Annotated in this window: 15 protein-coding genes; 11 read left to right on the top strand and 4 right to left on the bottom strand. The window is 67.1% G+C overall.

What is annotated here, in order from left to right; genetic code table 11:
- The 3 genes from HY726_17335 to HY726_17325 form a co-directional block, all read right to left on the bottom strand.
- The coding region (locus HY726_17335) for an efflux RND transporter permease subunit (protein MBI4610760.1) at positions 1 to 2,760 on the bottom strand (2,760 nt) is incomplete at its 3' end.
- A 1-nt stretch (position 2,761) separates the two neighbouring features.
- On the bottom strand, positions 2,762 to 4,099 hold the full coding sequence (locus HY726_17330) for an efflux RND transporter periplasmic adaptor subunit (GenBank protein MBI4610759.1): 1,338 nt from the start codon (positions 4,097 to 4,099) through the stop codon (positions 2,762 to 2,764).
- Positions 4,096 to 4,542, bottom strand: a complete 447-nt coding sequence (locus tag HY726_17325) for a MarR family transcriptional regulator (protein ID MBI4610758.1) — start codon at positions 4,540 to 4,542, stop codon at positions 4,096 to 4,098. The genes HY726_17330 and HY726_17325 overlap by 4 nt, the downstream gene beginning before the upstream one ends.
- A 134-nt stretch (positions 4,543 to 4,676) precedes the next feature.
- Here HY726_17325 and greA point away from each other — a divergent pair, with 134 nt between their 5' ends.
- On the top strand, positions 4,677 to 5,153 hold the full coding sequence (gene greA, locus HY726_17320; protein ID MBI4610757.1) for a transcription elongation factor GreA: 477 nt from the start codon (positions 4,677 to 4,679) through the stop codon (positions 5,151 to 5,153).
- A gap of 13 nt (positions 5,154 to 5,166) precedes the next feature.
- On the opposite strand, the gene HY726_17315 is transcribed toward greA, so the two are convergent.
- Complete coding sequence (locus HY726_17315) at positions 5,167 to 6,300, bottom strand: DGQHR domain-containing protein (GenBank protein MBI4610756.1); 1,134 nt, start codon at positions 6,298 to 6,300, stop codon at positions 5,167 to 5,169.
- A gap of 246 nt (positions 6,301 to 6,546) precedes the next feature.
- On the opposite strand from HY726_17315, the gene HY726_17310 reads away from it, so the two are divergent.
- From HY726_17310 to HY726_17265, 10 genes are all read left to right on the top strand, one after another.
- Positions 6,547 to 6,984, top strand: a complete 438-nt coding sequence (locus tag HY726_17310; protein MBI4610755.1) for a hypothetical protein — start codon at positions 6,547 to 6,549, stop codon at positions 6,982 to 6,984.
- A 62-nt stretch (positions 6,985 to 7,046) separates the two neighbouring features.
- On the top strand, positions 7,047 to 7,475 hold the full coding sequence (locus tag HY726_17305) for a cupin domain-containing protein (GenBank protein MBI4610754.1): 429 nt from the start codon (positions 7,047 to 7,049) through the stop codon (positions 7,473 to 7,475).
- Positions 7,476 to 7,487: 12 nt separating this feature from the next.
- On the top strand, positions 7,488 to 7,952 hold the full coding sequence (locus HY726_17300) for a MaoC family dehydratase (GenBank protein ID MBI4610753.1): 465 nt from the start codon (positions 7,488 to 7,490) through the stop codon (positions 7,950 to 7,952).
- Between the two features lie 97 nt (positions 7,953 to 8,049).
- A complete protein-coding gene (locus HY726_17295) occupies positions 8,050 to 8,355 on the top strand; it encodes a type II toxin-antitoxin system prevent-host-death family antitoxin (protein ID MBI4610752.1) in 306 nt (101 codons plus the stop codon).
- The gene (locus tag HY726_17290; GenBank protein ID MBI4610751.1) at positions 8,352 to 8,780 is read left to right on the top strand and encodes a type II toxin-antitoxin system VapC family toxin; all 429 of its coding nucleotides are present in this window, start codon (positions 8,352 to 8,354) and stop codon (positions 8,778 to 8,780) included. Before HY726_17295 ends, HY726_17290 begins: the two co-directional genes overlap by 4 nt.
- 18 nt (positions 8,781 to 8,798) lie before the next feature.
- A complete protein-coding gene (locus tag HY726_17285) occupies positions 8,799 to 9,692 on the top strand; it encodes a CoA ester lyase (GenBank protein ID MBI4610750.1) in 894 nt (297 codons plus the stop codon).
- 93 nt (positions 9,693 to 9,785) lie between these two features.
- The gene (locus tag HY726_17280) at positions 9,786 to 10,367 is read left to right on the top strand and encodes a DJ-1/PfpI family protein (protein MBI4610749.1); all 582 of its coding nucleotides are present in this window, start codon (positions 9,786 to 9,788) and stop codon (positions 10,365 to 10,367) included.
- Between the two features lie 148 nt (positions 10,368 to 10,515).
- Positions 10,516 to 10,731 (top strand): nitrate/nitrite transporter NrtS, encoded by a 216-nt coding sequence (nrtS, locus tag HY726_17275; GenBank protein MBI4610748.1) that lies wholly within the window; start codon positions 10,516 to 10,518, stop codon positions 10,729 to 10,731.
- 161 nt (positions 10,732 to 10,892) lie between these two features.
- A complete protein-coding gene (locus HY726_17270) occupies positions 10,893 to 11,867 on the top strand; it encodes a TAXI family TRAP transporter solute-binding subunit (protein ID MBI4610747.1) in 975 nt (324 codons plus the stop codon).
- Between the two features lie 158 nt (positions 11,868 to 12,025).
- Positions 12,026 to 12,925: TRAP transporter large permease subunit (locus tag HY726_17265; protein ID MBI4610746.1), on the top strand; the 900-nt coding region annotated here is incomplete at its 3' end.

Raw genomic sequence — 12,925 nt, 5'->3', positions numbered from 1 at the left:
GGCGGCCAGCACGATGTAGATGAAGACGAGCGCGAGGGCGAAGGCGATCACGAAGTTCTGGATTGCCTCGGCGAGGAGCTTCCCCCGCCCGACGGTGACGGTGCCGTACTCCGGCGGCATCTTGACCCCGCGCACAGCCGCGTACCCTTCCCGGAAGGCCTCGGCCAGGGGCTTCTGGTAGAGGTTCGAGATGATCGTGATCGAGCGCTCCTGCGCGTAGCGCTCGATCTGCCCGGGGCTCATCCCCGCCGCCAGCGTCGTCACGTTGACGAGCTTGACGAGCCGGCCGCCGGCCCCAGGGACCATCAGCTCGGCGATGACCCCCGGGTCCTTCCTGAACTCTTCCTTGAGCCTGAGCCTGACGTCGTACTGCTCGCCCGCTTCGCGGTAGAAGCCCACCTCCTCGCCACCCACGAGTGTCCGGAGCGCCGAGGCGATCGCATCCGCGCGGACGCCGAGGTCGGAGGCCTTCTGGCGATCGATGTGGACCTGCACCTCCGGCTGACGGAGCGCCTGGGCGGTGTCCAGGTCCACGAAGCCGGGCTTTGCGGAGAGCGTCTTGATCACCGAGGTCGCGTACTGCTCCAGCCGGTCGAGGTCGGGGCCGCGGAGGATCAGGTTAAACGGGGTCTGCCTGAAGCCGCCCGCCCGGATCAGGTTGATCTGCTGGACGCTGATCCGGAGACCCGGGAAGGCCGCCAGGAGTTGCCGAGCTTCCTGCTTCAGCTCGTCCTGGGTCCGCTTGCGCTCCGAGAGGTGAGCCAGGCCCACATAGATGGAGATGTCGTTGACGCTGGACTGGGAGATGCCGCGGATCCCGATGGTCGTGAAGAGAGTCCGCACCTCGGAGATCTTGCGGAGCTCACGCTCCAGGGTCCCGGCGATCTCGGCCGACCGGTCCAGGGAGGAGCCGGGGGGGGCCTCGGCCACGACCTCGAACTCGCTCATGTCGTCGTCCACGACGAACTCGAGCTTGGAGCTGGTCAGGAGGTACCATCCCGCGACGAAGATGAGCACCGTCCCCGCCAGGACGACGCCCCGGTGCCCGAGGCACCACCCGAGGATCCGTTCGTAGCCCGACTCGACCGCGTGGTAGACGCGCCCCTCTTTGGAGGTAGTTCCGCCATCCCCGTGCGCGTCGCGGCCGGCCAGGATCCGCGCGGCCAGCATGGGCGTCAGCGTGAAGGCGATGACGAGCGAGACCATGATGGCGAAGGTCGTGGTGAGGCCGAGGGAGTTCCAGAACTTGCCCACGAGCCCGCCCATGAAGGCGACAGGGAGGAAGATGACTACCAGCGAGAACGTCGTGGCCGTCACCGCGAGGGCGATCTCCCGGGTCCCGGTGATCGCCGCCTCGAACGGCGGACGGCGTTCCTCCTCGGTGTGGCGGAAGATGTTCTCAAGGACGATGATGGCGTCGTCGATGACGATCCCCGTCGAGAGCGAGAGGCCGAGCATGGTGAGGTTGTTCAGCGTGAAGCCGGCGAGCCTCATCGCGGTGAAGGTCGCGATGATCGCGCACGGGCTCGCGAGCGCGGCGACGAACGCCGGCCGGAGCTTCCTCTCCCCGAGGAAGAAGATCATCGTGGCGACGATGGCGGCGCCGGTGACCTGGAGGACCAGCTCCGGAGTCCCGAACAGGAACGCGGTGCCGACGCCCGAGACGATGGCGGCGATCGCCGCGGTCTCCCACCAGAGGAGGTTCCCGATGAACACCGCGACGATCAGGCTCGCGAGGAGCCCGCCCAGGAGGAGGTGGTCCTGCAGCTCGTGGAAGGAGCGACGGATGAAGCGGGAGAGGTCGCGGACCACCTGGAACTCGATGTCGGGCGGCAGGCCCTTCTTGATCTCGGCGAGCTTGGCCTTGACCGCGTCCACCACGGCCACCGTGTTGGTCCCGGACTGCTTCCGGATCAGGAGCGACACGGCGTTCCTGCCGTCGAGGCGGGAGAGGGTGCGCGCCTCCTGCTCTCCGTCGACGACGCTGGCGATGTCGCTCATCCGGACCGGACTCCCCTTCAAGTCGGCGACGATCAGCTCGCCGAAGGCACGGACGGACTCCATGCGCCCGAGGGTGCGGAGCCCCTCCTCACGCGCTCCCGAGGTGATGCGGCCACCGGGGATCTCGACGTTCTGGCGCTGGAGAGCGTCCTTGACCTGCTGGATCGACAGCCCGTAGGCGGTGAGCTTTGCCGGGTCCACGAAGACCTGGATCTCGCGTCGCCTTTCGCCGACCAGGGTGATCGCGCCGATGTCCTTGACGGTCTCGAGCTGACGCTTGATCCGCTTGTCGGCGATCTCGGTGATCTCGCGAGCGGAGCGCCGGCCCGAGACCACGAGCGCCAGGATCGGGGACGAATCGGGGTCGAACTTCTCGATGATCGGGGCCTCGGTGCCGACCGGGAAACGCGAGACCACCGTGGCGACCTTCTCCCGGACGTCGTTGGCCGCCTCCTGGACATCGCGTTCGAGGACGAACGTCGCGAAGACCTGGGACTGGCCTTCGATCGAGCTCGAGCGCAGCTCGTCCAGGCCGTTGATCGTGTTGACGGCCTCCTCGATCGGCTTGGTGATCTGGCTCTCGATCTCCTCGGGGCTGGCCCCCGGCAGGCGCGTGGTGATCGTGATCGTGGGCAGGTCCACCTTGGGGAAGATGTCCACGCCGAGCTGGACGAAGGAGGCCGCTCCGAGCACCACGAGCGAGGCGATCAGCATCGTCGTGAAGACGGGGCGGCGGACGAAGATTTCTAGGACGCCCACCTCACGAGCCTCCGGCTTTGCCCGAGGTGACGGTGACGGGGGCGCCGTTGAAGAGCTGGGAGAGGTTGCCGGTCGCGACGGTCTCGCCGGGCTTCACCCCTTCCAGAATCTCCACCCAGCCGCCCTGGCGCCCACCGGTCCTGACCTGCCGCTCCTGCACCTTGCCGTCCGCCACCACGAAGATCTTGCTGATCCCGACGAAGTAGGTCACCGCCTCGGCGGGGACGAAGGCCGCGCCGTCGTCCTTCCGCGTGAGGGCCACGCCCTTGGCGAAGAAGCCAGGCCTGAGCCGTCCGTTCGGGTTGGGCACGCGCGCCTCGAGGGCGAGGGTTCGGGTCTGCACGTCCACGGCGGGCGAGACCCGGGTCACCTGGCCCCCGAAGGTCCGGTCCGGGAACGCCTCCACGCTGAGCTGGAGGGGCTGACCGGGTCTGACCTCGGGGGCGAAGCGTTCCGGAATCGTGCCGGTGTATTTCAGCGGGTCCGCCACCACGAGAGTGAAGAGCGCGGTGTTCTCGCGCACGTACTCGCCGGGCGAGACGTGGCGCCGCGCGATCAGGCTCGCCAGCGGGGCGCGCACGGTCGTGTCCGCGAGGCGCTTCCGCGCGAGGTCGAGGCTCGCCTCGCGCTGCTTGACCTGGGCCTCCGCGACCTTGAGCGCCGCCAGGTCCGACTCGAGCTGGGCCTGGCCGATGCGCACCTGGTCCGGGTGCTGGTTCAGCGCGGTCTCGGTCATTCTGAGCTGCGCCGCGGCGACCTGGTGCTGGGTCCGGGCGTGGTCCAGGTCGCGGGCGGCAATCAGCTCTTTGGCGACGAGCTGGCGATTCCGCTCCAGCTCGAGGGCGGCCCAGTCGAGCTGAGCCCTGGCCCGGGTCACGTCGGCCTGGAGCATGGTGATCTGGTCCTTGACACGCGCCAGGTTGGCCCGACTTGCCTCGACGGCGGCCCGCGCCCGGGCCAGCCCCTCGCGGGCGGCCAGGAGGTCGGCCTCGGCCTGATCGGCCGTGAGGCGGGCCTCGCGCTTGTCGAACTCGGCCAGGACCGCGCCGGCCGCCACGTGGTCGCCGAGGTCCACCAGCAGGCGCGTCAGCGTGCCCGCTAGCTCGGACTTGACCTGCACCTCCTCCCAGGCGAGCAGGCTCCCGACGGTCTCGACACTCCGCTGAATCGAGCGGGCCTCGACGCGCGCGACGGTCACCGCGACCGGCTTGACCTCAACCGGCGCCCGCTTGGGATCCTGGGCCTGGGACTGACCGCAGGCGGCGACCAGGAGGGCGATGAGCAGTGTCAGGCCTGCGCCCGAACGGACGCAGGCTACTGCTGAACCGCCGGGTCTCATACTTCCCCCCGTGCCGCGGACACCAGCTGCTCGATCCCGTGGATCACGTCCTTGCGTTCGCCTGGCGTGAGACGCTTGAGCACCCGGGCAAGGCCCTTCACCTGGAGCTGTTCGAGGTTTCGGGCCAGACTCTCCCCATGCCGCGTGAGATAGAGGCGGACTTGGCGACGGTCCCGCGGGTCGTCGGCGCGCTGGAGGAAGGCCTTCGACTCGAGCCGGTCCACCACCTGTGTCACGGCCGGCAGCGTAATGCCGAAGGTCCGGGCCGTGTCGCTGATCAGCGCGCCGGGATTCTTCGCCACGTGGAAGAGGATCTGGGCCTGGGAGTAGTTGAGCTCGAGCTCCAGGGCTTGCTTCCAGAGGATCTGGCGAAAGGTCGAGGAGAGCAGCGTCGTGAGGAGCTCGACCAGGTGCCGGCTGTCGTCGGTCAGACCATCGATCATGTTGGCATATTAGTTAACAGTCTAAACTTTTGCCTGTCAAGCCCCGAGGCGTCGCGAGGCTCGACGCCGGGGTCGGAAATACCGTAGAATCAGTTCGTTGCGGCATTTTTAGAGAATAGGAGGCTCGCGTGGCGATTCAGCGCACTCCCATCACCCGGCAGGGGTACAACCGGCTCAAGGAGGAGCTCGAGCGGCTCAAGAAGGTCGAGCGCCCCCGGATCACCAACGCGATCGCCGAAGCCCGGAGTCACGGCGACCTGTGGGAGAACGCCGAGTACCACGCGGCCCGGGAGAAGCAGTCGTTCATCGAGGGGCGCATCACGGAGCTCGAGGCGAAGGTGAGCCACGCGGAGATCATCGACCCGCCGTCCAACGGCGTGCGGATCACGTTCGGCTCGACCGTGCTCCTGGCCGACGCGAGCGGCAAGGAGATCCGCTATCAGATCGTGGGGTCGGATGAGACCGAGCCCGACAAGGGACGGATCTCCGTTCTCTCGCCGCTGGCCCGGACGCTGATCGGCAGGCAGGTGGGGGACACAGTGGTGGCCCAGGTGCCGGGCGGCAAGAAGACCTTCGAGATCCTCGCTGCCAACTTCGAGTGGAAAGAGTAGGGGGGCGGAGCCCCTAGCTTCGGAGGGCCTCCCGCAGTTCGCGCGTCAGCGTTTCCACGGTACCGCGCGTCCCACCCGCCAGCTTCTGCTTCCACTCCCCCTCGGTCTCAAAGCGCCGGTCGCCCAGCCGCGTGCCCCAGGGTTTGATCCCCTCGCGGATCGCATGGAGGTCGAAGGGGTCCTTCTTCAGCTCCCGGGCGCGCGTCATCACGTCGGGGCTCACCCGGATGAAGGCGCGGAGCGCGGCGCCGGTCTTGATCGAGTACTTGCGCCCCGCCCAGGCCGTCGGGAAGACGCCCGCCAGGGCCTTCACGTAATTCAGGAAGAACCGCTTGGCGCCCTGGCGCAGCTCCTGGATTCGAGTCGCTCCACCCAGCTTCTCCACGGTCTCCAGGAGGTCCACGATCTCCTCCGCGAGCGGGGCCTGGGAGACCTTTCCCCGCCCGGTCCCAAGCATCTTGATCTCGCCGTGCAGCGGCGACGTCTCGTCTTCGTTTAGTGACCGGATCACGTCGTGAGCGAGGGCCTGGTTGGGGTCGGGGTAGAGCTTGCGCCCGGCCAGGCTGATGATGTGCGAGGGGTTGAGGCGAGTGTGCTTCGCGTTGATGGTGACGAACAGCTCCACGATCTGCCGCGCGTCAAGCGAGTCGAAGAGCACCGCCGGCACCTCGATTCCGAGCACCTCGCCCGCCTGGGTCAGGGCGTGGAGGGCGAGGAGCCGGTGCTGGCCGTCCAGGACTCTGAGGACGCCGTGCTCCTCGGGGATCTGCAGCAGCCCAAGGTCATGGTGGCTCGCCATCGGCGTGAAGGTGAAGTGCTTCTCCGAGGTGATGATCACTGCCCCGGGGATCGCCGGGAGCGTGCCCGCCTCCTTGCAGTCCCGGTAGTAGCTCACGAGCTCCTCGATCTTGCGATGGATGACCGGACGCTGGTACGCGGCTTCACTCTCGGAGATGCGCTTCTCGAGCAGCTCCCAGTTGACTCGTGAGCGGGGCGAGCGCTTGACCTTCGGCGCCTCCTTGGGCGGCCCGCCGGTGTAGCCGAGCACCTCGAATTTCACCAGCCGATCGATGTCTTTGGCAGAAAAGGAGGCCTGGTAAAACTCGACGCCGAACTGCTTTACCCGATGGGCCGGAACCGTGATCATGAACCCCTCCCGGGTCGCCCACACTCTATACGAAGGCCCAAACCCCTGTCAACAGAGGACTTTTCAGTCCGTGGGGCTTTCTACCACTGTATATAGTAGCTTTGCAGCGATCGAGCTGCAGGATACTGTGGAAAAAGCGCTTCGGAGTGGGGTCGGACCCGACCGCCTTCCCATTTGCGTATGGGGGAAAAAATTGGTAAGCCTTGAGCCAGCTTTGGAAGAGGCGCCCCGCAAAGGAGGTCCCCAATGAAACGCTGTGTGACCCCGTTGGCTCTGACCGTTACCTTTACCTGGCTTCTGGTGGGGCCGTTGGCCTTTGCTCAGGAGAAAGCGAAACCCGCGGCGTCCGGCGAGATGCCAGCCCACATCCAGGCGGCCCACGTCTTCCTGACGGCCTGGGGCAAGGGCAACTGGGCCGCGGCGAAGGCCGTGGCGGCGGAGAAGGTCCAGGTGAAGGCGGGGGATAAGGTCTTCAGCCTGGACCTCGAGAGCGGGAAGGCAGAGGTGACCCTGAGCTTCCCGTTCAAGGGGATCTCCACCGTGCGCGTGGAAGGCAAGGTCAAGGGTGTGACCGTGGAGGAAATCGGCCTCAAGACCGGGGAGACCGAGAGGCGGGGGAAGGGAACGCTGACGCTGGAGGAGAAGGACGGGAAGTTCCTGGTGACCGGCGTGGCCGTCGAGTAGCCCGGCTGCGGCGCCGCGAGTCCTCACGCCCCACGCCAGCGGTAGCAGACAAGGGGTGACCCATGAAGCGGATCGTCAATAAATCCGAGGCCGAGTGGCGCGAGTCCCGGGATGGGTTTCCGCGGACGGTGCATCTCATGATCGAGCCCGGCAGCGCGGGAGCGGAGCGCCTGGCGATGGGGACCGAGGAGGTGGCGCCGGGGAGCCAGATCCCGGTGCACGTTCATGCCGAGGCCGAAGAGATTCTCTTCGTGTACCAGGGGTCGGGCCGGGCCAGGGTGGGCGACGAGGAGGTGGAGGTCGGTCCGGACACGGCGATCTTCATTCCGCCCGGGACGCCTCACGGCTTCGTCAACCACACCAATGAGCCCGTGCACCTGACGTGGACCTTCGCGCCGCCCGGGGAGCAGGAGAAGTTCAGGGTCGCCGAGGCCTGGAAGCACATCTCCTCTCCCCCTCCCCCGGCGGGAAACCCGAGCGGGGGCGGCTGAAGGAGTGACGCGATGGCGGGCAAGCTCTTCGAGGAGCTCACGGTCGGCGACGTCTTCCGCCACCAGCCGGGCCGCACGGTCACCGAGGCCGACAATGTCTTCTTCACCTGCCTCACGATGAACCCCCAGCCCCTCCACCTCGACTTCGAGGCGGCCTCGAAGGCCGAGTTCGGCAAGCCGCTCGTGAACAGCCTGCTGACCCTCGGCATCGCCGTGGGGCTCTCGGTGGGAGACACCACGCTCGGGACCACGGTTGGGAACCTGGGCTTCGAGAAGGTGGAGTTCCCCAAGCCGGTCTTCCACGGCGACACGATCTACGCCGAGACCGAGGTCGTCGAGAAGCGCGAGTCGCGCTCGCGCCCCCAGTGGGGGATCGTGATCTTCGAGCACCGGGCCCTGAACCAGCGCGGCGAGCTCGTCATGCGCTGTCGGCGCGCCGCCATGATGCGCCGGAAGACCTCCGACGCTGCCGGTTGATTCTGTCCGCGCCGCCCGGTATTCAATGCCCTGGTCCACTCGTGCGCGGAGTTTCCAGTGGCTTGCGATCAGGTCCGGACATGGCTAAAATGGCGCTATGAGGCGGGCTAAGATCTCGGAGTTGCGCAACCATCTCAGCCGATATTTGGACCAGGTGCGACGTGGCGAAACGATCGAGGTCGTCGACCGCAACATCCCGGTCGCACGGGTCGTTCCGGTGACGCCAGGGAGCCGAGGCAGAGGGGAGGAAGACCGGGCGCTGATCGAGCGGCTCCTGCGAAGCGGCCACGTCAGGAGTGGCCCGCTTAAGGGCGTTCCCGAAATCGTGAAGCGATTGCCTCCCGGCCCCGTGAAGTCAGGCGTGCTGGACGCGCTTCTGTCGGAACGTCGGGTAGGCCGGTGAGGTTCTGGGACGCCTCGGCTATTGTTCCTCTGGTGTGCCGTGAGCCGCTTTCCCGCCGGACTCGTATCCTTTACCGGCAAGACCCGACGCTGGTGGTGTGGACGTTAACACCTACCGAGGTCCTGTCAGCCCTGTCTCGGAAACGCCGTGACGGCGTCCTCACCCAGGATGTGTTCCGAGGGGCCAGGCGGCGGTTGGATCTGCTGATTCGTGACTGGATGGAGGTCTATGACGTGGACGCGGCGAAGGTGCGCGCGCATCGCCTTCTGGAGACGCACCCGCTCCGCGCGACGGATGCGCTTCAATTGGCGGCCGCTCTGGTCGCGGCGTTGGATAGACCGGGAGGGTTTGAGTTCGTGACCTTCGATGAGATTCTCGCGTCGGCGGCCGAGCGAGAAGGCCTCTCGGTTCTCGGTCTCGACTGACGCGGCCCGACCATCTGCATGACGCGGCTCCGGCGCTCGCTCCACTTCGTCCCGGGCGGAAACGAGCGGATGATGACCAAGGCCCTCACGCTCCCCGCCGATGGGCTCATCCTGGACCTGGAGGACGCGGTCACGGTGGAGAAGAAGGCCGAGGCGAGGGGGGTGGTGCTCCGCTGGCTCCAGACCCTGGATTTCGGGGGCATGGAGCGCTGGATCCGGATGAACACCCTCGCCACGGGCTTCGGCGAGGCGGATCTCGAGGCGACGATCGAGGGCCGCCCCGACGGCTACGTGGTTCCCAAGCCGCGCAACGCGGCCGATATTCGAGTCATCGCCGGCATCCTCGACAGGCTCGAGGAGAAGCACGGCATCCCGTTCGGATCGACCAGGCTCGTCCTGATCGCCACCGAGACTCCCGAAGGGCTCCTCAATATCGCCGAGGTGGCCCGCGCGAGCCCGCGAATCGCCGCGGTCTCCTGGGGGATCGAGGACCTGTCCGCGGCCATGGGCCTGCCCCGGACCCGCGACGCCGAGGGGCGGTTTCTCGACATCCCGCGTTACGCGCGCGTCATGACGGCCGTGGCTGCAGCGGCCGCGGGTGTGGAGGCGCTCGACACGGTGTTCACCGACATCCAGAACCTGGAGGGGCTCCGCCGCGAGTGTCGGGAGGCGGTGTGGATGGGGTTCACGGGCAAGATCTCGATCCATCCGAGCCAGATTCCGGTGATCAACGAGGTGTTCACGCCGTCGCCGGATGAGGCCCGCGAGGCCCAGGAGCTGATCGCCGCCTTCGAGGAGCACCGGGCGAAGGGCGCGGGAGCCTTCGCCTTCAAAGGCCAGATGGTGGACGTGCCCCACCTGACGCGCGCGCGGAAGATCGTCGAGCGGGCCCGGCTCGCCGGGGCGCTCTGATAGGATGCTGACCAACTTCGAGCGCGGGCTTGGCCCGCGCAGTCCAGGGGGGAGGTATCGGAAGGGGGGCGGAGCCCCCCTCCGAGGAATCTGATGGCGATCAAGCGGATCGCCTTCCTGGTCTTTCCGCGCCTGACCTTCCTCGACTTCGTCGGGGCCTATGATGCGCTCCGTCGGATCGCGGCGATGAGCATCGACCCGGAGGTGACCCACCGGATCATCGGTACCGAGAGCGAGATTGTTGACGACACCGGACTCGTGATGAAGCCCGATTCCGTTTACGAGGAACTTGCGTCGTTCGACCTTTTATACGTCCCGGGCGGCTTCGGCACGCGCGAGTTGGCCAACGATGCGCGCTGCATCGACTACCTCAGGAGCTGGGGCCCCGAGCGGCCGCTGACCTCGGTCTGTACCGGGGCGCTCCTCCTCGGCCGCGCGGGCTACCTCAAGGGCAAGCGCGCCACCACCCACCACCGGGCCTACGACCTGCTCCGCCCGTACTGCCGCGAGGTGGTCACTGACCAGCGAATCGTGGACGAAGGCCAGGTGATCACCGCGGGAGGGGTGTCGTCGTCCCTTGACCTCGGGCTCTATCTGGTGGAAAAGTTCTGGGGCGCCGCCGCGCGCGAGAAGATCGCCGCCCAGATGGCGTACCGCGCCTACTCGCCGGTCTGAGTTCGTGCTCGGCGGCGAAGAGGTGACGGGCGAACCGGCGGCGTGCTCGCGATGCGCGCGCAGCGTTGCGCCGGGACCCCGCTATGTCTTCGGCGCCGGACCGCGCCGCGAGGTCCGCTGCCTCGCGTGCGCCTTGTGCTATCCCCCGATGATCTGGAAGGCGCTCGCGGTCGCCGCGCTGGTCGGGACGATCCTGACCGTGATCAACCAGGGGGACGTGTTGCTGGCGCAGGAGATTACCAGGGTCGGGCTGATAAAGATTCTGCTCACGTATGCGGTGCCGTTCTGCGTCTCGGTCTACTCGGTCGTGGCGATGAGCCGCGAGCCGAGCGACCCGCGCGGGTCCGGGAGAGTATCGAGCTGAACCGGGAGCCGGTCAGTGACGCCGGAGATGCCGCCGCCACCGAGGGTTCAGCCCGAGCGCCTCCTGGGCCACCGGTTCGCGGCGGCCATGGGAATTGTGAACGGCCCGGGTGTTCGGTATACTCCCGTCCAACCAGCATCCACCCAGAGGAGGATACGGCCATGAGACGATGGGTTGCTCTGCCCCTGGTCCTCTCTCTCATCCTGGTCCCGGCCGCGGCGGCGCAATGGAAGCCCGAGGTCAAGTTCATCAAGATCGGTGTGGCTACCGCCGGCGGAGACTGGTTCAGGGCGGGCGCGAAGTTTTCCACGATGATCCCCCAGGTCTTGCCGGAGATTTCGGCGACCACCCTCATGGGCGGGGGCGTCGTCAATGTCGCCAAGGTGGGCAAGGGCGAGGCTCAGATCGCCTTCGCCCTGACGCCCTCCCCGGAGGAGGGCTACCACGGGCGGGGGACCTTCAAGGAGGCGTACAAGAACGTGCGCCTCGTCGCGAGCAACCTCGGCCGCACGGTGACCATTGCGCTGTTCGTTCTCAAGGACAGCCCGATCAAGACCCTCGCCGACCTCAAGGGCAAGCGCATCGTTCCCGGCGACCGCGGCTGGGGGACCACCGTGCTCGCGGAGGCCGTTATGGCCGCCGCCGGGATGGCGCCGGAGAAGTTCAAGGCCGAGGGCGGCAGCATCAGCTACACCTCGATCGCGGACCGCTCGAAGGCGCTCCAGGACCGCAACCTGGACGCCATCTTCATCCCCGCCCAGGTCGCGTACCCAGACCTGATGGTGGTCCAGCAGGCGATCGGGCTCCGAGCGATCCCGCTCTCCGCGGACGTGGTGGAGCGGACCACCTCGATGGTCCCGGGTGCTGTCAAGGGCAAGGTCCCGAAGGGGCTCTACGGCGTCGTAGCCGAGGAGTTCCCCTCGCCTGGCTTCCTCCAGCAACTCATCGTGGACGCGAATCTGTCTGACGAACTGGTCTACCGGCTGACTAAGCTGTGGTGGCAGCGAATTCGAGAGATCGGGGAGATCGCGCCGACCTTTGACCAGGCTGATGTCAAGCTGGCCATGGAGGGAGCCACCATCCCGTTCCACCCCGGAGCGCTGCGCTACTACAAAGAGATCGGGATCGCCCGCTAGCACGATGCCGAAAAAGGCCTCTCCCGCCCGAGTGTTCTCGTGCTCCGGAGCGAAGCGCTCCGAGCGCGGGCTTTGCCCGCGCCACCCGCTCCGCGGGGGAGGCTCGGAAGGGGGGCAGAGCCCCCCTCCGAGGATCTAGGTCCCGCTGAGCATGCCCGATGGCCGAGACCCCGCCGGGGGTTGAGCCGTCAGCCGTTGACTGGCTCCTCCGGCGGGGCCCGAGCCCGCAAACTGCTCTCGCCTTCGGGATTGTCCTCCTCTCCGTCTCCCTGAGCCTCTTTCATTTCTACAGCACCTACTTCGGCCAGGCAGAGGCTCACACCCACCGCTCCACCCACCTGGCCTTCATGCTCCTCCTCGCCTTTCTCTTCTTCCCGCTAGGGCGGAAGAGCTTCAGCGACCCTCTCGGCTTACTCTTCCTCGTGGACCTTGCGTGCATGGCCGTGGTCCTGGCGGCCCAGGTGTACACGCTCCTGAACATCTTCCATTTCGTGGACCCGGCCTACTCCGCGACCACCACCGACATCCTGCTCGGAAGCCTCTTGATCCTGGTCGTGCTCGAGGCGACGCGGCGGACCGTCGGGTGGGGGCTCACGCTCACGACGGTCTTCTTTCTCCTCCAGACCTGGCAGGCCGACAAGTTCTTCTGGATCTTCTACGGCCCGCCGACCCCGTGGCGGACGATGGTGGAGAGCCTGTTCGGCAAGGAGGAAGGGCTCTACGGGATTCCGATGGCCATCATGAGCTCGATCCTGATCCTCTTCATCATCTTCTCCGGCTTCCTCTCGATGACCGGGATCGGCGACTTCTTCGTCAAGCTGGCCACTGCCCTGGCCGGGCGCCTCACGGGCGGGCCGGCCAAGGTCTCGGTCTTTTCGAGCGCGCTCCTCGGCACGATCTCGGGGAGCGGCGTGGCCAACGTGCTGATGGACGGGGTCTTCACCATCCCCATGATGAAGCGCGTGGGGTACGGTGCCACCTTCGCCGCCGCCGTGGAGGCGACGGCCTCCATCGGGGGTCAGATCATGCCGCCGATCATGGCGGCGGCGGCCTTCATC

Source organism: Candidatus Rokuibacteriota bacterium, assembly GCA_016209385.1.
In the GTDB taxonomy this organism is placed as follows: domain Bacteria; phylum Methylomirabilota; class Methylomirabilia; order Rokubacteriales; family CSP1-6; genus JACQWB01.
This window is presented reverse-complemented; position numbering and strand designations above follow the sequence as displayed.

Excerpts from the sequence above, each read along its gene's own strand:
- HY726_17330 (MBI4610759.1), bottom strand. The coding sequence starts at position 4,099 with ATGAGACCCGGCGGTTCAGCAGTAGCCTGCGTCCGTTCGGGCGCAGGC.
- HY726_17325 (MBI4610758.1), bottom strand. The coding sequence starts at position 4,542 with ATGATCGATGGTCTGACCGACGACAGCCGGCACCTGGTCGAGCTCCTC.
- HY726_17315 (MBI4610756.1), bottom strand. The coding sequence starts at position 6,300 with ATGATCACGGTTCCGGCCCATCGGGTAAAGCAGTTCGGCGTCGAGTTT.
- HY726_17310 (MBI4610755.1), top strand. The coding sequence starts at position 6,547 with ATGAAACGCTGTGTGACCCCGTTGGCTCTGACCGTTACCTTTACCTGG.
- HY726_17305 (MBI4610754.1), top strand. The coding sequence starts at position 7,047 with ATGAAGCGGATCGTCAATAAATCCGAGGCCGAGTGGCGCGAGTCCCGG.
- HY726_17300 (MBI4610753.1), top strand. The coding sequence starts at position 7,488 with ATGGCGGGCAAGCTCTTCGAGGAGCTCACGGTCGGCGACGTCTTCCGC.
- HY726_17295 (MBI4610752.1), top strand. The coding sequence starts at position 8,050 with ATGAGGCGGGCTAAGATCTCGGAGTTGCGCAACCATCTCAGCCGATAT.
- HY726_17285 (MBI4610750.1), top strand. The coding sequence starts at position 8,799 with ATGACGCGGCTCCGGCGCTCGCTCCACTTCGTCCCGGGCGGAAACGAG.
- HY726_17280 (MBI4610749.1), top strand. The coding sequence starts at position 9,786 with ATGGCGATCAAGCGGATCGCCTTCCTGGTCTTTCCGCGCCTGACCTTC.
- nrtS (MBI4610748.1), top strand. The coding sequence starts at position 10,516 with ATGATCTGGAAGGCGCTCGCGGTCGCCGCGCTGGTCGGGACGATCCTG.
- HY726_17270 (MBI4610747.1), top strand. The coding sequence starts at position 10,893 with ATGAGACGATGGGTTGCTCTGCCCCTGGTCCTCTCTCTCATCCTGGTC.